The 18,656-nt window shown below is 67.5% G+C and carries 19 protein-coding genes; 18 read left to right on the forward strand and 1 reads right to left on the reverse strand.

Features of this window, described 5'->3' with window-relative positions; all coding sequences use genetic code 11:
- The first annotated feature begins 4 nt into the window (after positions 1–4).
- From A9977_RS11025 to A9977_RS11060, 8 genes are read left to right on the forward strand one after another with little or no spacing between them, the layout of a single operon-like run.
- Positions 5–1,558, forward strand: a complete 1,554-nt coding sequence (locus A9977_RS11025) for a long-chain fatty acid--CoA ligase (RefSeq protein WP_183024879.1) — start codon at positions 5–7, stop codon at positions 1,556–1,558.
- A 25-nt stretch (positions 1,559–1,583) separates the two neighbouring features.
- Positions 1,584–2,789 (forward strand): ABC transporter substrate-binding protein, encoded by a 1,206-nt coding sequence (locus tag A9977_RS11030; RefSeq protein ID WP_183024880.1) that lies wholly within the window; start codon positions 1,584–1,586, stop codon positions 2,787–2,789.
- A 16-nt stretch (positions 2,790–2,805) separates the two neighbouring features.
- Complete coding sequence (locus A9977_RS11035; RefSeq protein ID WP_183024881.1) at positions 2,806–3,579, forward strand: ABC transporter ATP-binding protein; 774 nt, start codon at positions 2,806–2,808, stop codon at positions 3,577–3,579.
- Positions 3,576–4,292 (forward strand): ABC transporter ATP-binding protein, encoded by a 717-nt coding sequence (locus A9977_RS11040; protein ID WP_183024882.1) that lies wholly within the window; start codon positions 3,576–3,578, stop codon positions 4,290–4,292. The genes A9977_RS11035 and A9977_RS11040 overlap by 4 nt, the downstream gene beginning before the upstream one ends.
- A gap of 21 nt (positions 4,293–4,313) precedes the next feature.
- Entirely contained in the window at positions 4,314–5,195 is an 882-nt protein-coding gene (locus tag A9977_RS11045) for a branched-chain amino acid ABC transporter permease (RefSeq protein ID WP_183024883.1), read from the forward strand.
- A 2-nt stretch (positions 5,196–5,197) separates the two neighbouring features.
- The gene (locus A9977_RS11050; RefSeq protein WP_183024940.1) at positions 5,198–6,262 is read left to right on the forward strand and encodes a branched-chain amino acid ABC transporter permease; all 1,065 of its coding nucleotides are present in this window, start codon (positions 5,198–5,200) and stop codon (positions 6,260–6,262) included.
- On the forward strand, positions 6,259–7,290 hold the full coding sequence (locus tag A9977_RS11055; protein ID WP_183024884.1) for a phosphotransferase family protein: 1,032 nt from the start codon (positions 6,259–6,261) through the stop codon (positions 7,288–7,290). Before A9977_RS11050 ends, A9977_RS11055 begins: the two co-directional genes overlap by 4 nt.
- Complete coding sequence (locus A9977_RS11060; protein WP_183024885.1) at positions 7,287–7,772, forward strand: hypothetical protein; 486 nt, start codon at positions 7,287–7,289, stop codon at positions 7,770–7,772. Before A9977_RS11055 ends, A9977_RS11060 begins: the two co-directional genes overlap by 4 nt.
- Before the next feature lie 139 nt (positions 7,773–7,911).
- On the opposite strand, the gene A9977_RS11065 is transcribed toward A9977_RS11060, so the two are convergent.
- Positions 7,912–8,232: a 2Fe-2S iron-sulfur cluster-binding protein gene (locus tag A9977_RS11065; RefSeq protein ID WP_183024886.1), complete on the reverse strand. Its 321-nt coding sequence runs from the start codon at positions 8,230–8,232 to the stop codon at positions 7,912–7,914.
- 177 nt (positions 8,233–8,409) lie between these two features.
- Between A9977_RS11065 and A9977_RS11070 the strand changes: the two genes are divergently transcribed.
- From A9977_RS11070 to A9977_RS11115, 10 genes are read left to right on the forward strand one after another with little or no spacing between them, the layout of a single operon-like run.
- Positions 8,410–9,699, forward strand: coding sequence for a Rieske 2Fe-2S domain-containing protein (locus tag A9977_RS11070; protein WP_183024887.1), 1,290 nt, complete (start codon positions 8,410–8,412; stop codon positions 9,697–9,699).
- Between the two features lie 2 nt (positions 9,700–9,701).
- Complete coding sequence (locus A9977_RS11075; RefSeq protein ID WP_183024888.1) at positions 9,702–10,190, forward strand: aromatic-ring-hydroxylating dioxygenase subunit beta; 489 nt, start codon at positions 9,702–9,704, stop codon at positions 10,188–10,190.
- A gap of 42 nt (positions 10,191–10,232) precedes the next feature.
- Positions 10,233–11,072 (forward strand): enoyl-CoA hydratase/isomerase family protein, encoded by an 840-nt coding sequence (locus tag A9977_RS11080; RefSeq protein ID WP_183024889.1) that lies wholly within the window; start codon positions 10,233–10,235, stop codon positions 11,070–11,072.
- Positions 11,069–11,797, forward strand: coding sequence for an SDR family oxidoreductase (locus A9977_RS11085; RefSeq protein WP_259651911.1), 729 nt, complete (start codon positions 11,069–11,071; stop codon positions 11,795–11,797). The genes A9977_RS11080 and A9977_RS11085 overlap by 4 nt, the downstream gene beginning before the upstream one ends.
- On the forward strand, positions 11,794–12,732 hold the full coding sequence (locus A9977_RS11090; protein WP_183024891.1) for an alpha/beta hydrolase: 939 nt from the start codon (positions 11,794–11,796) through the stop codon (positions 12,730–12,732). The genes A9977_RS11085 and A9977_RS11090 overlap by 4 nt, the downstream gene beginning before the upstream one ends.
- Before the next feature lie 2 nt (positions 12,733–12,734).
- The gene (locus A9977_RS11095; RefSeq protein WP_183024892.1) at positions 12,735–14,210 is read left to right on the forward strand and encodes a hydroxymethylglutaryl-CoA synthase family protein; all 1,476 of its coding nucleotides are present in this window, start codon (positions 12,735–12,737) and stop codon (positions 14,208–14,210) included.
- 3 nt (positions 14,211–14,213) lie between these two features.
- Positions 14,214–15,416, forward strand: coding sequence for an acetyl-CoA acetyltransferase (locus tag A9977_RS11100; RefSeq protein WP_183024893.1), 1,203 nt, complete (start codon positions 14,214–14,216; stop codon positions 15,414–15,416).
- 41 nt (positions 15,417–15,457) lie between these two features.
- Positions 15,458–17,017 (forward strand): long-chain fatty acid--CoA ligase, encoded by a 1,560-nt coding sequence (locus A9977_RS11105; protein WP_183024894.1) that lies wholly within the window; start codon positions 15,458–15,460, stop codon positions 17,015–17,017.
- Between the two features lie 40 nt (positions 17,018–17,057).
- Entirely contained in the window at positions 17,058–17,867 is an 810-nt protein-coding gene (locus tag A9977_RS11110; protein WP_183024895.1) for an enoyl-CoA hydratase/isomerase family protein, read from the forward strand.
- The gene (locus A9977_RS11115; protein ID WP_183024896.1) at positions 17,864–18,655 is read left to right on the forward strand and encodes an enoyl-CoA hydratase-related protein; all 792 of its coding nucleotides are present in this window, start codon (positions 17,864–17,866) and stop codon (positions 18,653–18,655) included. The genes A9977_RS11110 and A9977_RS11115 overlap by 4 nt, the downstream gene beginning before the upstream one ends.
- Position 18,656 lies beyond the last annotated feature (1 nt).

The raw sequence follows: 18,656 nt of genomic DNA on the forward strand, positions 1-18,656 counted from the left end.
GCCAATGCAACTGACCCAATGCCTCGAACGCGCGGTGCAGACGCGCGGCAAATACATCGGCACCATCTACGAGGACCGCCAGCGCACCTGGGCCCAGATCGGCGAACGCGTGCGGCGCGCGGCAGGCGGCCTGCAGGCCATGGGCGTGCAACGCGGCGACCGGGTGGCGGTGCTGGCGCTCAACAGCGACAACTACCTGGAACTCTTCTTCGCGATCGCCTGGGCCGGCGCGGTCACCGTGCCGCTGAACACCCGTTGGGCCGTGCCCGAGAACGTGTATGCGCTGAAGGATGCCGAACCCGTTGTGCTCGTCGTGGACGACGCCTTCGCCGGCCAGCTCGAAGCGCTCAACGCTCAGTACCCGCTGCGCCACTGCATCCACATCGGCGACGCAGCCACACCGCCGGGCTGCACGGGCTACGAAGACCTGATCCGCGCCTCGCATCCGGTCGAGGATGCCTGCGGCATCGACAACGACCTCTGCGGCATCTACTACACGGGCGGCACCACCGGTAACCCGAAGGGTGTGATGCTCTCGCACAAGAACATGGTGTTCGCCTCGGTCACATGGATCGCGACGCTGCATTTCTCGGAAGAGATCACGTACCTGCATTCGGCCGGTTTCTTCCACCTGGCAGGCAGCTCGCCGGCGATGGCGCTGACCATGGCCGGCGGCACGCACGTCTGCCTGCCGAAGTTCGACGCGCTGGCCGCGTTCGAAGCGATCCAGACGCACAAGGTGAACTACTGCCTGTTCGTGCCGACGATGGTGAACATGCTCATCAACCATCCGCGCTTCGCCGACTACGACCTGTCGAGCGTGCGCTATTGCGAGTACGGCGCCTCGCCGATGCCGGACGCGGTGCTGGCGCTGGCGATGGAGAAGCTGCCAAGTTGGGAGTTCATCCAGGGCTACGGCATGACCGAGTGCGCGGCGCTCACGGTGAGCATGCCCTGGCGCTACCACTTCGATGGGCCCGGCTGGAAGAGCAAACGCCTGGGCACCGGCTACGCGGCCTACGGCAGCGACATCCGCATCGTCGACGAGGAAGGGCGCGAAGTGCCGCGCGGCGAGACCGGCGAGATCGCGATCCGCGGCCCGCAGGTGATGCTCGGCTACTGGCGCCAGCCGGAAGCCACGGCTGCCGTGCTGAAGAACGGCTGGATGATCTCGGGCGACGCGGCCCGCATGGACGAGGACGGCTTCGTCTACATCGTCGACCGCGTGAAGGACATGATCATCAGCGGTGGCGAGAACATCTATTCGCGCGAGGTGGAGAACGCCGCGCACACGCATCCCGCGGTGCGCGATTGTGCCGTCATCGGCATTCCGGATGCGCAGTGGGGCGAGAGCGTGCATGCAGTGGTGGTGCTGCGCGACGGCATGGACGCCGGAGCGGAAGAGATCATCGCGCACTGCCGCACCCTCATCGCGGGCTACAAGTGCCCACGCAGCGTGGAGTTCCGAACCGAGCTGCCGACCTCCGCCGCCGGGAAGATCCTCAAGAACCAACTGCGCGCCCCGTACTGGAGCGAGCGGAAGAAAGCCGTGCACTGAGCCACCGAACTGGAGACAAGACGACATGCAATCCTCGATTAAATTTGCAACCGCGGCGATGGCCGGCGTGTTCGCCCTCGCTCTTCCTGCCTGGGCGCAGAAGCAGGCGCCCGGCGTCACCGACACCGAGATCAAGATCGGCCAGACCTTCGCCTACAGCGGCCCTGCGGGCGCCTTCAGTTCGATCGCCAAGACGGACGCGGCCTTCTTCAAGTACATCAACGACCAGGGCGGCATCAATGGCCGCAAGATCAACTTCGTCAGCCTGGATGACGGCTACGCGCCGCCCAAGGGGCTGGAGCTCACCCGCAAGCTGGTCGAGCAGGAGAACGTGGCGTTCATCTACGGCAGTCTGGGCACTGCGGTCAACAAGGCCACGCAGAAGTACCTGAACCAGCGTAAGGTGCCGCAACTGCTGATCGCGTCGCCGGCACCGGATTTCGGCGATCCGAAGAACTTCCCCTGGACCATGGGTTGGCAGTCCAATACCGAGACCGAGGCGGCCATCTTCGGCAAGTACATTCTCAAGACCAAGCCGGGCGCAAAGATCGGCGTGATGTACCAGAACGATGACTACGGGCGCGGCATGCTGGCGGGCCTCAAGCGCGGGCTGGGCGAGAAGAACGCCGGCATGATCGTCTCGGCCGTCAGTTACGAGACCACCGACGCCACCATCGACTCGCAGATGACCACGCTGCGCGCGGCTGGCGCCGACACCTTCGTGAACGCCGCCATCCCGAAGTTTGCGGCGCAGGCGATTCGCCTCACCCACGACTCCGGCTGGAAGCCGACACATTTCCTGGGCAGCGTGTCGAACTCCATCGGTCTGACGCTCAAGCCGGCGGGCCTCGACAAGAGCACGGGCCTGATCTCGGCGCAGTTCTACAAGGATCCGACCGACCCGCGCTGGGCCGAAGATCCCGCGCTCAACGCCTGGCGTGCATGGGCCAAGAAGTACTACCCGGATGCCGACCTGAGCGATGCCAACAACGTGTACGCCTATGCCCGCGTGAACACCATGGTGCAGATCCTCAAGCAGTGCGGCAACGACCTGAGCCGGGAGAACATCATGAAGCAGGCGGCCAGCTTGAAGGACTACGAAGCGCCGGGCCTGTTGCCGGGCATCAGGATCAACACTTCGGCGACCGAATTCCATCCGATTCGTCAGATGCAGTTGCTGCAGTTCGACGGCACGCGCTGGCAACTCTCCGGCGACGTGATCACCGACTGATGCGGGAGCCCCGGACTTGAGCACCGAAACCCTTCTCGAGGTCGATCGCGTCACCGTGCGCTTCGGCGGCATCTCGGCGCTGAGCGATCTGAGCTTCAGCGTGCGAGAGCGCGAGATCTACGGCGTGATTGGGCCGAACGGCGCGGGCAAGACCACGCTGTTCAATTGCCTGAGCCGCCTCTACACGCCCAGCGCGGGCGAGATTCGCATTGGCGGTGCTTCGGTGCTGCGCGAGCCTTCGCATCGCATGGCCGCGCTGGGCGTCGGCCGCACCTTCCAGAACGTGGCGCTGTTCAACACCATGACCGTCCGCGACAACATCATGACGGGTGGGCACAGCACCACGCAAAGTGGTTTCGTTCGCAACATCTTCCGGGCCCGAAGCGCGCGCCGCGAGGAAGAAGCGCTGCGCGAGCACGGCGAGCGGCTGATCGGCCTCATGGACCTGGGCGAGCACGCCCAGCGCCCGGCGGGCGAACTGCCGTTCGGCGTACGCAAGCGCGTGGAGCTGGCGCGCGCCATGGCCACGCGGCCGCGGCTGCTGCTGCTGGACGAGCCGGCAGCGGGGCTGAACCACGAGGAACTCGAATCGCTCAAGCGCACGATCCTGATGCTTCGACAGGAAAGCGGCGCGGCGGTGTTGCTGGTGGAGCATCACGTCGGCATGGTCATGTCGCTGTGCGAACGCATCGTCACGCTGAACTTCGGCAGGAAGATCGCGGAGGGTACGCCGCAGGAGATCCAGGCCCACCCGGAGGTCATCAGCGCCTACCTGGGAACCGTGCAATGACACCGCAACTCGAACTGCGCGGCCTGGTAGCCGGCTACGGCGCCACCGAGATCCTGCACGGCATCGACTTGCGCGTGGCCTCCGGCGGCGTGACGGCGCTGCTGGGTGCCAATGGCGCGGGGAAGACGACCACGCTGCGCGCGGTGTCGGGCCTGATCCGTCCCCACGCCGGCGACATCCTGCTCGACGGCAAAAGCCTGCTCAAGCGTAGCGCGAGCCAGATCGCAGCGCTGGGCGTGGGGCACGTGCCGGATGGGCGCGGCACCATCAGCGAACTCAGCGTGGAAGAGAACCTGCAGACCGGAGGCTACCTGCTCAAGGGCCGCGACGCGCTGCACTCGCGCATGGAACAGATGTTCGTGTGGTTCCCGATCCTCAAGCAGCGGCTGCGGCAACAGGCAGGCACCTTGTCGGGCGGCGAACAGCAGATGCTGGCGATCGCGCGCGCGATGATTGCGCGGCCGCGACTGCTCCTGCTGGACGAACCCTCGTTCGGCATCGCGCCACTGGTCGTGCGTCAGATCTTCGACACGCTGCGCGAGATCAATCGCAAGGACGGCATCGGCGTGCTGCTGATCGAACAGAACGCCGCGCTGGCGCTGGACATCGCGGGCGATGCCTACGTGCTGGAGAACGGCCGCGTCGCCGTTCACGGTGCGTCGGCCGACCTGAAGAACGATGCCGCCGTGCGGCGCTCCTATCTCGGCGGCTGACCTTCGCAACCACAGGCCACTATGAACCAGTTCACCATATTCCTGCAGCAGGTCGGCGGCGGCGTGTCCACCGGGATCATCTACGGGTCGATCGCGCTCGCGCTGGTCGTCATCTACCAATCGACCCACAAGATCAACTTCGCCCAGGGCGAGATGGCGATGTTCTCGACCTACATCGCCTGGTCGCTGATGCAGGCAGGCCTGCCCTACTGGGTGGTGTTCGTGCTCACGGTCGGCGTGGCCTTCCTGCTCGGCGCGGTGGTCGAGCGCTTCGTGATCCGGCCGCTGGCCGACACGCCGGTGCTCGGCGTGGTCATCGTGTTCATCGGACTGCTGCTGATCTTCAACAGCATGGCCGGTGCCCTGTTCGGCCACAACATGCGCGAGTTCCCGAGCCCCTTCGAAGGGCAGTTCAAGTGGGGCGCCGGCATCATGGGCTCGCACCAGATCGGCGCCATCGCGGTGTGCCTCGTGATGCTGTGCCTGGTCTACGTGTTCTTCGCCTTCACGCGTTTCGGACTCGCGATGCGTGCCGCCGCGTTCAGCCCCCAGTCCAGCCTGCTGTGCGGCATACCGGTGCCCCTGATGCTGACGCTGGGCTGGGGCGGCGCCAGTGCGATCGGTGCCGTGGCTGGAATGATGGTCGCTCCAGTGGTCTACCTCGACCCCCACATGATGACGGGCATCCTGCTTTACGCCTTTGCCGGCGCGTTGCTCGGCGGGCTCTCGAACCCCTGGGGTGCGGTGCTCGGCGGCGTGCTGGTGGGAATCATCGAGAACATCCTGGGGGCCTACGTGATCGGAACAGAGTTGAAGATGACTGTCGCACTGATGCTGATCCTGGCCGTCCTCGTCTTCCGCCCGCAAGGGCTGCTGGGGCGGCGCCTCGTGGTGAGGGTTTGAACATGCTGATCAAGATACTGAACCGGCCCGCACCTTCGCGCCGCAACCAGCTCACGGCCGCGGCCGTTGCGGCCATCGTGGCGCTCGCGTTGCCCTTCCTTGTGAGCGACTACCGCCTGCTGCAGCTCTCCTTGGTCGTCACCTATGCCATCGCCTTGCTGGGGCTGGTGCTGCTGACCGGATTCAACGGTCAGATCTCGCTCGGCCACGGCGCCATCTTCGCGCTCGGCGCCTATGTCACGGCGATCCTCATGAACAGCTTCAAGGTGCCGTACTGGCTGGCGCCGATCGCCAGCGGCGCCATCTGCTTCGGCTTCGGTGTGCTGTTCGGGAGGCCGGCGCTTCGGCTTCCGGGGCATCTGTTGGCCCTCGCCACCTTCGGGTTGGCCATGGCGGCGCCGCAACTGCTGCGCTACAAGGGCCTCGAGAAATGGACCGGTGGCGTGCAGGGCATCATGCTCGACAAGCCCGAGGCGCCCTTCGGGCTGCCGCTGAGCCCCGACCAGTGGATGTACCTGTTCGTGCTGGCGATCCTTCTGCTGGCATTCGTGAGCATCGCCAACCTCCTTGATGGGCGCATGGGGCGCGCGATCCTGGCCGTGCGCGACAACCCTATCGCCGCCACCGCGATGGGCATCGACCTGCCGTTCCTGAAAACCGTCACCTTCGGCTACTCGTCGCTCTACACGGGCATCGCGGGTTCGGCCTCGGCGATCGTCGTGTGCTATGTGGCACCCGACAGCTTCAGCGTTTTCCTGTCGATCACGCTGCTGGTTGGCGTCGTCATCGGTGGGCTCAACCTACCGGCCGGCGCGCTGCTGGGCGCTTTCGTCATCCAGTTCCTGCCCAACCTCACGGAGCAGATCTCCAAGTCAGCGCCGGGCGCGATCTACGGGGCATTGCTGATCGTTGCGGTCTACCTCGTCCCGGGCGGCCTCGCGGGGCTGGTGCAGGCCTGCGTGGCCCGACTGACCCGGCATCGACGGCCAGCGCCGCTGCCGCCTGCGAAGACTGCGCCAGCCGAACCTCCAGCCCCGCGCATCGGCAAGACGGAGCCGGCGCGGTGAGGGCGGCCGAAGTTGACCTGAACGATCTCGCGCAGGTCGAGGCCGCATGGCAGCGCCACATCGCGTCCACGCTCGGCCCGGGCGTGGCGGTGCAGCGGTTCCGCCGCTGCTCCGAAGGCTTCTCGTGGCTCACCCTGTCCTTCGACCTGGAGCCGGCGCCGCCCGAGGGCGCGCACTTCATCCTGCAGATCGGCCCGCCCACGGGGCTTTTCTCGCCCTACAGCGTGCGCCCGCAGGTGCTTGCACTCGGCTCGCTCGAAGGCAGCGACGTGCCCGTGCCGCGCAGCTTCTGGTACAGCGATGGGCCCGAGGTCTTCGGCGCCCCTTACTTCGTCACGCAGCGCCTGCCCGGCGATGTGCTCTTGCCGTGGTCGATCAAGCGCGCGCCGGCCGCCGAAGCGGGCGAGCTGATGCGCCAGTTCGTTCGCATCCTTGCGCGCATCCATGCCGCTCCGTGGCAGGAGCGACCCATCGCCGAGATCGGCGACGGCATCGACACGCACGACGCTGCCCTGAGGCAGATCGAGTACTGGAGCGAACACATCGGACGCTGGTCGCCGCGCAGCTTCCCGATGCTGAGCTGGGCCGAGCGATGGTTGCGCGAGCACGCACCCGTTGCGCCGCGCGTGAGCATCGTGCACGGCGACTACCGTATCGGGAATTTCCTGCAGGCAGAAGGCCTTGTCACCGGAATCCTCGACTGGGAAATGGCCCATCTGGGCGATCCGCACGAGGACCTGGGATGGGCTTGCCTGCCGATGTTCAACAGCGGGTCGCGCGAACTGGCGGCGCTGATACCACGCTCGCAGGTGTACGAACTCTACGAAGCGGAGTGCGGCATCCGCGTGGACCCCGCGAGCGTGCGCTTCTACGAGGCCTTCGCGCTCTACAAGTCGGTGGCGATCAATCTGGGCGCGGTTCGCTGCTTCGAGGATGGCCGCTTCCACGACTTGCGCATGGCAGCGATGGGTACGCAGGTGGCACCCACGCTCCGGCAGCTCTACAAGACCATGGAGGCAGCGCTGTGAACAATTCCCCCGACCGCGTCTTCGAAGACATCTTGCGGCTGCTGCGCGACGACGTCATCCCTCAGCTCGAGGGCGATGCCTTGCGCTCGCAAGTCTTCGGCGCCATCTTCATGCTCAAGAACCTGCAGTTGCGGGTGGACTGGGGTGGCGCTCCGCTCATCGACGAGATCCTCGCACAGGACACGCTGTTCGACGCTTTGCGTGCGCTGGACCCGCCGGTCGACGTCGAGCTGCCGAAGGCGCCGCGCCTGGCGCCCAATACGCCGACGGGCGAGCGCCTGCTGGCCCTGCGCGACGAAGGCAACGTCCTGGTGTCGCGCTTCATCGCGGAGGGCGCGGGCCGACAGGCGGGCGATCCCGTTCGCGTTGCCATGGATGCACTGCTGAGCGCCTACATGCGCACCGAACTCGAGCTCGAGATTCGTCACACGCCCAAGCCGATGTTCGCCGAGATGTCGTCCGGCAAGGCACAGGGCGGCTAGGCGCAGCGCACTCGGCCTCTCTCCAGGCGACGCTGCCGCGCAGCGGTGTCGCGAGGGCGACCCTTGCGCCCTCGATCGGACCGGGCGCCGTCGCCCCGAAGTCCGGGGCAATGCGCCCCTTGGCGCACGTCGATCCGTTTCAGACCTGCTCCTGCGGCAACCGAACGACGATGCCGTCCAGCGCCGCCTGCATCCTGATCTGGCAGCACAGCCGGCTGTTCTCGCGCGGGTCCGGCACGCCCTCAAGCATGAAGACCTCCGTTTCCGACACCGGGGGCAACTGATCGATCCAGCGCGCATCGACATAGGCGTGGCAGGTAGCGCAGCTGCAGGACCCGCCGCAATCGCCCAGGATGCCCGGTACGCCGTTGTCCAGGGCGATCTGCATCAGCGTGCGTTCGGGGGGGGCGGCCACCTGATGCGTGGTGCCGTCGTGCTCGATGAATGTCACTTGGAGCATGCGTTCTCTCTGATTCTCTTGGGTTGATCGGTTGCCCGCGCAGGCGGGTCGTGGTCGGCCAAATCACACGTCCGGTGTTGTTGACATAGTCCGTCCAGTCGGACTATTATCGAATCAACAACAGCGCACCGCAATCCCTTTGCGTCCTGCAGCAACACTCTTTGTGAAGGTGACGACATGAGTACCTGTGCCCCGGTGATCCCCATCGCCCGCGCCAACCCGGAACCCCGTGCATGGGGCGATCTGGTCCGAGAGAACGAGGTGCACGGCTCGCTCTATACCGACCCGGCGATCTTCGAGGAAGAGCTGCGGAAGATCTGGTTCCGCACCTGGGTCTACGTCGGCCACGAGAGCGAGGTGCCGCAGCCCAACGACTATGTGATGAAGTCGATCGGACCCGAGCCGATCCTCATGACGCGCGACCGCGAAGGCCGGATCCATCTGCTGCACAACCGTTGCCCGCACCGCGGCAATCGTGTGTGCATGACTGAGAAGGGTTCGGCGCGTTCGTTCACCTGTCCGTACCACGGCTGGACCTTTACCAATGACGGCGCGCTGCGCGGCTATCCCTTTCCTTCGGGCTACGAAGGGGTCGATCGCTCGGAACTGGGCCTGGGCAAAGTGGCCCGCGTCGCCTCCTACAAGGGCTTCGTGTTCGGCTCGATGGCGGCCGAAGGCCCCTCGCTGGAAGAGCACCTGGGTGCCGCAATGGCGGCCATCGACGCGCTGTGCCTGACCTCGCCGGAAGGCGAGATCGAGGTGACGGCCGGCTTCCTCAAGCACAAGGTCAAGTCCAACTGGAAGTTCCTGGTCGAGAACGAGACGGACGGCTACCACCCGTCCTTCGTGCATGCCTCGATCTTCGAGGTCGCGAAGAGCGGAATCGGTTCGCTCTACAGCAGCGACTCGACTGCGGTCTCGCGCTACTTCGGCCAGGGGCATTCCGAGAACGACCTGCGGCCCGAGTTCCGCAAGCGGGACATCCCGATGAGCTGGTTCAACACCACCGCCGACCGCCTGCCCGAATACACGCGCAGCATGGAGGCCGCCTACGGCGTGGAGCAGGCCCGCAAGATCATGATCGACGGCACGCCGCACATCATGATCTATCCGAATCTCTTCATCGCGGAGATCCAGCTCTTCGTGATCCAGCCGCTGGCGTTCAACGAGTCCGTGCAGCACGTCACTGCGCTGCAGTTCAAGGGTGCGCCCGATCTGAACCGCCGCATGCGCCAGCAGACGATGGGGTCGGTCGGCCCGGCCGGCTTCCTGCTGGCGGACGACGCCGAGATGTACGAGCGCACCCAGCTCGGCGTCCAGGCGAAGAGCCCCGAGTGGCTGTACCTGGGGCGCGGCAAGCACCGCGAGCGCACTGACGAGAACGGCTACCTGATCGGCGATGCGACCGACGAGACACCGACGCGCGGCATCTGGCGGCACTACCGATCGCTGATGGAGGCGGCGTGAACATGACTGTCGAAGACCTGCTGCTGCACCACGAGGTGTCGCAGTTCCTCTACCGCGAAGCGCGGCTGCAGGACAACCACGAGTACGACGCCTGGGAGGCGCTGTGGACCGACGACGGCGTCTACTGGATTCCCGCCAACGGCGAGGCCGGCGACCCGGAACAGGAGATGTCGATCGTCTACGACAACCGCTCGCGCATCGCGCTGCGCGTGCGCCAGTTCCACACCGGCAAGCGCTACAGCCAGTCGCCCCGCTCGCCGCTGCGGCGCGTGATCTCCAACGTGGAGATCCTCGAAGACGACGGTGGCCAGCTGGTGGTCACGGCCAACGTGATCCTGTTCGAGGCGCATGCGCGCGGCGACACGCTCTGGGGCTCGCGCAACGAGTACCGACTGCGCCGCGCCGAGGACGGCAGCTTGCGCATGGCCGGCAAGAAGGTGGTTCTCACCAACAACGAAAAGGCCCTGTACTCGATGGCCTTCCTGATCTAGATCCAAGCCGCATACCCCACGCCGCGAGGCAGGAGAAGAACGATGACTGGAGACAAGCCGGGCGACAGCCCCTCGATCGAGGTGCTGGTCGCCGAAGGACCCGCGCGCCTGGAACTGCATGCCGATGGCGTGGCTCATGTGCGGCTCAACCGCCCCGAGGCCTCGAACGGCCTCGACATGGCGCTGCTCAAGGCGCTGCACGAAGTGCTGATGCAGGTGCATGGCGATGGCCGCGTGCGGGCCGTGCTGCTCACGGGTGAGGGCAAGAATTTCTGCGCCGGCGGCGACGTCCACACCTTCCTGTCGAAGGGCGAGGCGCTGCCCGACTACATTCGCATGGCGACGTCCTACCTGCAGTTGGTGGTGTCGTTGCTGATGCGGCTCAACGCACCGGTCGTCTGTGCCGTGCAGGGCTTTGCGGCCGGCGGGGGCGGCATGGGGCTCGTCTGTTCTTCCGACGTGGTCGTGGCGGGCGAGTCGAGTCGATTCCTGGCGGGTGCGACGCGCGTGGCGATGGTGCCCGATGCGGGTGTCTCGGTGACGCTCACGCACCTGGTGGGCTTCCGCAAGGCGATGGACATCCTGCTGTTCAACCCGGTGATCGATGCCGCCGAGGCGCAGCGCATCGGGCTGGTCTCTCGCGTGGTGACCGACGCCGCGCTGGCCGACGAAGCGCTGTCGCTCGCGCGCCAGCTCGCGAACGGCGCACCGGCCGCGCTCGCGGCGACCAAGCGCCTGCTTTGGAACGGCCTCGGCCTGGGCGCCGAGGCCGCGATGCCCGAGGAGAACCGCACGCAGGCGCAACTGGCCGGCATGAAGGACGCGCTCGAAGGCCTGGCCGCGGTGATCGAGAAGCGCGCGCCGCGCTTCACTGGGCAATGAACGCGATGCACAGCGTGTTCCTCACCGGCGGCGCCAAGGGCATCGGCGCCGCGATCGCGCGCCGACTGGCGGCCGACGGCGCACGCGTCACGATTGCGGACCTGGACATCGCGAGCGCGAAGGCCCTGGCCGCAGAGATCGGTGCCATCGCGGTGGAGCTCGATGTGGCCGACCTCGAGCGCGTGCAGCGCATGGTGCTGGACACCGGGCCGCACCAGATCCTGGTGAACAACGCGGGCATCGACCAGCACGCCTACTTCACGAAGACCGAGATCGCCGACTGGCGCCGCCTGCTGGCCGTCAACCTCGAGTCGGTGTTCGCCAGCACGCATGCGGCCTTGCCCGCGATGCAGGCCGCGGGCTTCGGCCGGATCATCAATATCGCATCCGAGGCCGGTCGCATGGGTTCGCGCGGTGCGGCCGTGTATGCCGCAGCCAAGGGCGGCGTGATCGCCTTCACGCGTTCCATTGCGCGCGAGAACGGCCGCAAGGGCATCACCGCCAATGTGATTGCGCCAGGCCCGATCGACACGCCGCTGCTGCGCCAGGCTGTGGCCGCCGGGGGCGAGAAATTGCTGACGGCGATGACGAGTGCGACGCTGGCCAACCGCCTGGGCACGCCGGAGGAGGTGGCCGCCGCGGTCGCCTTCCTCGCGTCCGATGGTGCGGCCTTCATCACCGGCGAGACGCTGGGCGTTTCCGGCGGCATGGGGTGCGGCCAATGAGCGCGCACGAGTCGATCGCGACCGACGAGCAGCTCGACGGCGTCATCCGCCGCGTGCTGTCGGTCTACCGAAGCTGGGGCCGGCACACCACCGTGGCGCAGATGCGCGCCGATTGGGATGCACTCTTCGGCGTGCAGACCGTGGCTGCCACGGTGCAGACCGTGGCCATCGGCGATCTCGCGGCCGAGTGGATCACTGCGCCGGGCGCCGATCCGCAGCGCGTGGTGCTCTACTTTCACGGGGGTGGCTTTCAGGTCGGATCGGTGCAATCGCACCGCGAACTGATGGCCGGAATCTCCAACGCGGCCGCCTGCCGGGTGCTGGGCCTGGACTACCGGCTCGCTCCGGAGCACCGCCATCCGGCGGCGCTCGACGATGCCTGCGCTGCCTACGACTGGCTGATCGCGCAAGGCACAAGGCCCGTCGACATCTTCTTCGCGGGCGATTCGGCCGGCGGCACCCTGGCGCTGACCGCGCTGATCCGGCTGCGCGACGCGGGCCGCGCGCTGCCTGCGGGTGCGGTCCTGATGTCCGCCTGGACCGACATGACGGCATCGGGCGAGAGCTACACCACGCGAGCGCAGAGCGACCCGATCCATCAGCGCCCAATGATCCTCGCGATGGCGCGCAATGCGCTCGGCGCCGAGGGCGATCCGCGCCATCCGTGGGTCTCGCCGCTGTTCGCCGACCTGCACGGCCTGCCGCCGCTGCTGGTCCAGGTCGGCGACCGCGAGACGGTGCTCAGCGATTCGGTCGATTTCGCCGCGAAGGCAAAGGCGGCCGGCGTCGACGTGCGCCTGGAGGTGTGGGACCGAATGATCCACGTCTTCCAGCAGTTCCCGGACGACCTGCCCGAAGCACGCGCGGCGCGGCAGGCCATCGGTGCCTTCGTGCGCCATCTCTTCTCGACCCCTTCCTCTACAAGAAAGTCCTGACCATGTTCGGAATCGTCGGATACGGCGGCTACGTGCCCCGCCTGCGGCTGCTGCGCCGCGCGGCAGCCGAGGCCAACGCCTGGTACGCCCCCCAGTTCGTCCACTCGGCCAAGGGCACGCGTGCCTTCGCCAACTGGGATGAAGACAGCATCACGATGGCCGTGGCCGCGGCGCGCGACTGCCTCGGCGCCGCCGACGACCGCTCGCGGATCGCCGGCGTGCTGCTGGCGTCCGGCACCTTGCCCTTCGCCGAGCGGCTCAACGCCGGAGTGGTGTGCGAGGCGCTGACCCTGCGCGAGGACGTGCAGGCCGCCGACGTGACCGGCTCGCAGCGCGCGGCGCTGTCGGCGGTGGCGCAGGCCATGGCGCAGGTGCGCAGCGGCGGCGGCGACGTGCTGGTGCTGGCCGCGGACAACCGCAAGACTCGCGCCGCCAGTTCGCAGGAGCTGGACTTCGGCGACGGCGCAGCCGCGCTGCAACTGGGCAGCGCCAAGGTGCTGGCCGAGTACCTGGGTGCCGGCACGGTCACGGTCGACTTCGTCGATCACTTCCGCGCCGCGGGCGAAGACATCGACTACGCCTGGGAAGAGCGCTGGGTGCGCGACGAGGGCATCTCCAAGCTGGTGCCGCGCGCGGTCAAGGCCGCGCTGGCCGAGGCGAGGATCGATGCCGCGCAGATCGACCACTTCATTTTCCCAACCACCTTCCAGAAGATGGACCAGCAGCTCGCCAAGGCCTGCGGCGTGCGCGCCGAGGCGGTGGCCGATTCGCTGGCCTCGCGTGTGGGCGACACCGGCCTGTCGCACGGGTTGCTGCTGCTGGCCCATGTGCTCGAACGCGCCGAGCCCGGCCAGCACATCCTGCTGGCCCAGTTCGGCAGCGGCGCTCAGGCGATGGCGTTCCGCGTCACGGAGGAAATCCGTAATTTCCGCCCGGCCAAGGGCGTCGGCGAGTGGATCCGCCGCGGGGTGGAGGAGACGGCCTACACGCGCTTCCTGTCCTTCAAAGGCCAGCTCGACCTCGAGCGCGGCATGCGCGGCGAGCAGGACCGCAAGACCGCGCTGTCCACCGCCTACCGCCATCGTGCGGCGATCCTCGGGCTCGTGGCCGGGCGCTGCGAGGTCACGGGCAGCGTGCACTTTCCGCCATCGCGTATCTCGTACGACCAGGGCAGGCCGCTGCAGGACACGCAGAAGCCGCACCAGCTGGCTGAGCGCCGCGGCACGGTGCTGAGCTGGTCGGCGGAGTTCCTCTCGTTCCACCGCGCGCCGCCACACCGCTACGGGCAGGTCGACTTCGACGGCGGTGGCCGCGTGCTGATGGAGTTCACCGACACCGCCGACGGCGAGATCGATGCGGGCAGCACGGTCGAAATGACGTTCCGCATCAAGGACATCGACGACCGCCGCGGCTACACCCGCTATTTCTGGAAAGCCACGCCGGTGCGCGCAGCCGCCTCGGAAAAAGGATCGGAGTAAATCATGGCCGCAGGTATCAAGGACAAGGTCGCCATCCTCGGGATGGGTTGCAGCAAGTTCGGCGAGCGCTGGGACGCGAGCCCGGAGGACCTCATGGTCGAGGCCTACAACGAAGCCATGGCCGACGCGGGCATCGCGCCCGAGCAGCTCGACGCCGCGTGGTTCTCGACCCACATGGACGACGTCGGCACCGGCCGCGGCGGCACGCCGATGGGCATCGCGCTGCGGCTGCCCAACATCGGCGTGACCCGCGTGGAGAACTTCTGCGCTGGCGGCTCCGAGGCCATCCGCGCCGCGGTGTACGCGGTCGCGGCGGGAGCCTGCGACATCGCGATCGCGCTGGGTGTCGAGAAGCTCAAGGACACGGGCTACGGCGGCCTGCCGGTCGCCACCGTCGGCACCTACATCCCGCAGTGGTATCCCAACGCGGTGGCGCCGGCCAACTTCGCGCAGCTGGCTTCGGCCTACCGCAGCAAGCACGGCGTCGACGCGGCGCTGCTCAAGCGGGCCATCGCGCATGTTTCGGTCAAGAGTCATGCCAACGGCGCGAAGAATCCCAAGGCGCACTTCCAGAAGGCGGTGAGCGCCGAGACCGTGCTGAAGGCGCCCATCATTGCCGAGCCGCTGGGCCTGTTCGATTGCGCGGGCGTGTCGGACGGCGCCGCCGCGGTGATCGTCACGCGGCCCGACATCGCGCGCAGCCTGGGCAAGCGCGACCTGGTGACCTTCAAGGCGCTGCAGATCGTGACCTCCAACGGCTGGGAGTTGCAGTCGAACGAATGGGACGGCAGCTACGTCCATACCGCGCGCATCGCGGCGCAGCGCGCCTACGCCGAGGCCGGCATCACGCGGCCGCGCGAGCAGATCAGCATGACCGAGGTGCACGACTGCTTCTCGATCACCGAGCTGGTGACGATGGAAGACCTCGGCCTTTCCGATGTCGGCGGCGGCGTCAAGGATGTGCTCGACGGCAAGTTCGATGCCGACGGCGCGATTCCCTGCCAGATCGACGGCGGCCTCAAGTGCTTCGGCCATCCGATCGGCGCCAGCGGCATCCGCATGCTCTACGAGATGTACCTGCAGCTGCAGGGCAGGGCAGGTCCGCGGCAGTTGCGCCAGCCTTCCGTCGGCCTGACGCACAACCTGGGGGGGCAGCCCTCGCAGAACGTCTGTTCGGTCTCCATCGTCGGGCTGGAAGGCGCCTGAGTGCGCGCCCATCGCACGACATCGTCCAGGAGCAGATCCACATGACCGTCAGCATCACCCAATCCATCCATCGCGCGCTGCAGCAGAACCCCGGGCGCATCGCGACGATCGCCGGCGGGCGCCGCCAGACCTACGCCGAGTTCGTCGGCCGCGTGCAGCGCCTGGCCGGCGGCCTGCGCGGCCTCGGCGTACGCAAGGGCGACCGGGTCGGCATCCTCTCGCTCAATTCGGACCGCTACCTCGAAGTCTTCATGGCGGTGTTCTGGCTCGGCGCGGCGATCAATCCGGCCAACACGCGCTGGAGCGCGAAGGAGCTCGTCTTCTCGTTCAACGACTGCGAGACCACGCAGCTGTTCGTGGACGACGCACACCTGCCGCTGATGGCGGAAGTGCATGCCGAGTCGCGCACGCTGCGTGACACCATCTACCTCGGCGATGGGGCGTGTCCCGCGGGCATGCGCGACTACGAGGCGCTGATCGCGCAATCCGATCCGGTGGACGACGTGCAGGCCCATGGCGACGACCTGGCAGCAGTGTTCTACACCGGCGGCACCACCGGCTTCCCGAAGGGTGTGAAGGCGTCGCACAGCAGCCTGCTGGGTGCGGCCCTCAACCGCATGGCCATGGGCTACGCGGTGGGGCCGGTGTACCTGCATGCCGCACCCGTCTTCCATCTGGCCGGCGCCATGGGCGTGTGGTGGCAGTTCATCTCCGGCGGCACGCACGTGCTGCTGCCGAGCTTCAATGCCCTGCAGTTCATGGAGACGGTGCAGAACGAGCGGGTGACCGACACGCTGCTGGTGCCGACCATGATCCAGATGGTGCTGGACCACCCGGAGTTCAGCCGCTTCGACCTGAGCAGCCTGACGTTCATGGTGTACGGCGCATCGCCCATCGCCGAGACCCTGCTCGACCGCCTGGGCGCTGCGTTCCCGCAATTGGCGCTGATGCAGGGCTACGGCATGACCGAGCTGTCCGGCTGTGTGAGCTACCTGCCGCCCTACTACCACACGACCGAAGGGCGCGCGCTGGGCAAGCTGCGTTCGGCCGGCCGTGCGGCGGCATTGGCCGAGATCAGGATCGTCGATCCCGAGGGCAAGGAGCTGCCGCGCGGCACGGTGGGCGAGATCGCCGCGCGCGGCATGTCCGCCATGGCCGGCTATTGGAATCGCCCGTCGGACGACGCCAGCACCTTGCGCGACGGGTGGGTGCACTCGGGCGACGGCGCCTACATGGACGACGAAGGCTTCATCTTCATCGTGGACCGCATGAAGGACATGGTGGTCAGCGGCGGCGAGAACGTCTATTCGGCTGAGGTCGAGAACGCCGTGCTCAAGCATCCGGCCATTGCCGCGTGCGCCGTCATCGGCGTGCCGAGCGAGAAGTGGGGCGAGAGCGTGCATGCGGTGGTGGTGCTCAAGCCTGGCCGGAGCGTTTCCGAGGCGGAGTTGATCGCGCATTGCAAGTCGCTGATCGCAGGCTACAAGTGCCCACGCAGCGTGGAGGTACGCACGGAACTGCCGTTGTCCGGCGCCGGAAAGATCCAGAAGAACAAGCTGCGCGAGCCGCACTGGGCCGGCCGCGGCCGCCAGGTCGCCTGAACGCGTGCATCGAACCCTCCAACTGAAAACGCCAAGGCACATGACAGTCCCCGCAAATCCGAATCCGGTGGTGTTGCTCGACCGGCCGGCGCCCCACGTGGCCCGGCTGCTGATCAACCGACCCGACAAGCGCAATGCGATCGACCATGCCGTGCGACAGGAACTCACGGGCGCGATCACCAGCATCGGCGACGACGCCAGCGTGCGCGCGCTAGTGTTCGGCGGCACCGCGGGCGTGTTCTCGGCCGGCGGCGACGTGCCCAGCATGCTGGGCCTGGACGAAGCCGCTGCGCGGGCGCGCATGCAGCACATCGCGGTGCTGTGCCGGATGGTTGCTGCGTTGCGCATCCCCGTGGTCAGCGCCGTCGAAGGCATCGGTGCGGGCGCGGCCGTCGGCCTCGCGCTGCTGGGCGACCACATCGTCGTCGGGGAGGGCACGCGCATCCTGTTTCCCTTCCTCAAGCTCGGCTTGGTGCCCGACTGGGGGCAGATGCTGACGCTGCCGCGCCGTGTCGGCTTGCGCGAAGCCAGGCGCATCCTCACCGCGGGCGAACCGGTGCGCGGCGAAGAGGCGCATCGCATCGGGCTGGCCGACGCCATGGTGGCCGACGAACAGGTGATGGCCTGCGCCATCGCGAAGGCGAGCGAACTCGCGCAGCTGCCGATGGACGCCTTCGCGCGCATGAAGGACCGGCTCACGCGTGTCTCCTCCTCGCTCGATGCAGAGCTGCAGCGCGAGGAAGACGACCAGGCGCTGAGCCTGACCGGCGACGAGTTCCGAGAGGGCTACGACGCCTTCAGGAACAAGCGGGCCGCCGACTTCATCGGCATGCCGGGGGCGAAGGCATGACCGGCAGCATCGCCGCAACGGCGGCCGAGCTGGTGCAGGTCACGCGCGACGGCGCCGTGGGTGTCGTCGCATTGAACCGGCCGGAGAAGCGCAACGCGCTCGACCTCGCGATGCGCCGCGCGATCGCCGAGGCGGTCACGTCGTTGGACGGCGACGACGCGATCCGCGCCATCGTGATCACCGGCGGCAGCGTGTTTGCTGCCGGCGCCGACCTCAACCTGCTGGTCGACAAGGGAGCGCAGCAGGTGGCGGCCATCGACCTCGGCCAGTACTGGGCGCCGGTGGCGCAATGCGGCAAGCCGACCATCGCGGCAGTGGCCGGCTTCGCGCTCGGCGCGGGCTGCGAGCTGGCCATGATGTGCGACTTCATCGTGGCCGACAACAGTGCGCGCTTCGGCCAGCCGGAGCTGGCGGTGGGCATCATGCCCGGGGCCGGCGGCACCCAGCGGCTGCTGCGTGCCGTCGGCCGGCCGGTGGCCGCGATGCTGCTGCTGACCGGCGAGCAACTGACGGCCGAACGTGCCTTCCAGCTGGGGCTGGTGGCCGAACTGGCCGAGGAGGGGCAGGCACTGGAACGTGCGTTGGCCCTGGCACGCAAGGCGGCGCGCATGCCGCCCAAGGCGGTCGCGGCCACGCGCCGGATGCTGCGCCAGGGCCCCGACCTGCCGCTGGATGCGGCGCTCGCGCTGGAGAACCGCGAGTTCCTGCTGCTCTTCGACACCCCCGACAAGACCGAGGGCATGCGTGCCTTCCTCGACAAGCGACGCCCGGAATTCACCGGGGAATGAC

Origin of the sequence: Variovorax sp. UMC13, from assembly GCF_014170375.1 — a bacterium.
Taxonomy (GTDB): Bacteria; Pseudomonadota; Gammaproteobacteria; order Burkholderiales; family Burkholderiaceae_C; genus Variovorax.

Excerpts from the sequence above, each read along its gene's own strand:
- A9977_RS11045 (WP_183024883.1), top strand. The coding sequence starts at position 4,314 with ATGAACCAGTTCACCATATTCCTGCAGCAGGTCGGCGGCGGCGTGTCC.
- A9977_RS11105 (WP_183024894.1), top strand. The coding sequence starts at position 15,458 with ATGACCGTCAGCATCACCCAATCCATCCATCGCGCGCTGCAGCAGAAC.
- A9977_RS11095 (WP_183024892.1), top strand. The coding sequence starts at position 12,735 with ATGTTCGGAATCGTCGGATACGGCGGCTACGTGCCCCGCCTGCGGCTG.
- A9977_RS11085 (WP_259651911.1), top strand. The coding sequence starts at position 11,069 with ATGAACGCGATGCACAGCGTGTTCCTCACCGGCGGCGCCAAGGGCATC.
- A9977_RS11070 (WP_183024887.1), top strand. The coding sequence starts at position 8,410 with ATGAGTACCTGTGCCCCGGTGATCCCCATCGCCCGCGCCAACCCGGAA.
- A9977_RS11050 (WP_183024940.1), top strand. The coding sequence starts at position 5,198 with ATGCTGATCAAGATACTGAACCGGCCCGCACCTTCGCGCCGCAACCAG.
- A9977_RS11065 (WP_183024886.1), bottom strand. The coding sequence starts at position 8,232 with ATGCTCCAAGTGACATTCATCGAGCACGACGGCACCACGCATCAGGTG.
- A9977_RS11080 (WP_183024889.1), top strand. The coding sequence starts at position 10,233 with ATGACTGGAGACAAGCCGGGCGACAGCCCCTCGATCGAGGTGCTGGTC.
- A9977_RS11025 (WP_183024879.1), top strand. The coding sequence starts at position 5 with ATGCAACTGACCCAATGCCTCGAACGCGCGGTGCAGACGCGCGGCAAA.
- A9977_RS11115 (WP_183024896.1), top strand. The coding sequence starts at position 17,864 with ATGACCGGCAGCATCGCCGCAACGGCGGCCGAGCTGGTGCAGGTCACG.
- A9977_RS11030 (WP_183024880.1), top strand. The coding sequence starts at position 1,584 with ATGCAATCCTCGATTAAATTTGCAACCGCGGCGATGGCCGGCGTGTTC.
- A9977_RS11110 (WP_183024895.1), top strand. The coding sequence starts at position 17,058 with ATGACAGTCCCCGCAAATCCGAATCCGGTGGTGTTGCTCGACCGGCCG.
- A9977_RS11040 (WP_183024882.1), top strand. The coding sequence starts at position 3,576 with ATGACACCGCAACTCGAACTGCGCGGCCTGGTAGCCGGCTACGGCGCC.
- A9977_RS11090 (WP_183024891.1), top strand. The coding sequence starts at position 11,794 with ATGAGCGCGCACGAGTCGATCGCGACCGACGAGCAGCTCGACGGCGTC.
- A9977_RS11100 (WP_183024893.1), top strand. The coding sequence starts at position 14,214 with ATGGCCGCAGGTATCAAGGACAAGGTCGCCATCCTCGGGATGGGTTGC.
- A9977_RS11075 (WP_183024888.1), top strand. The coding sequence starts at position 9,702 with ATGACTGTCGAAGACCTGCTGCTGCACCACGAGGTGTCGCAGTTCCTC.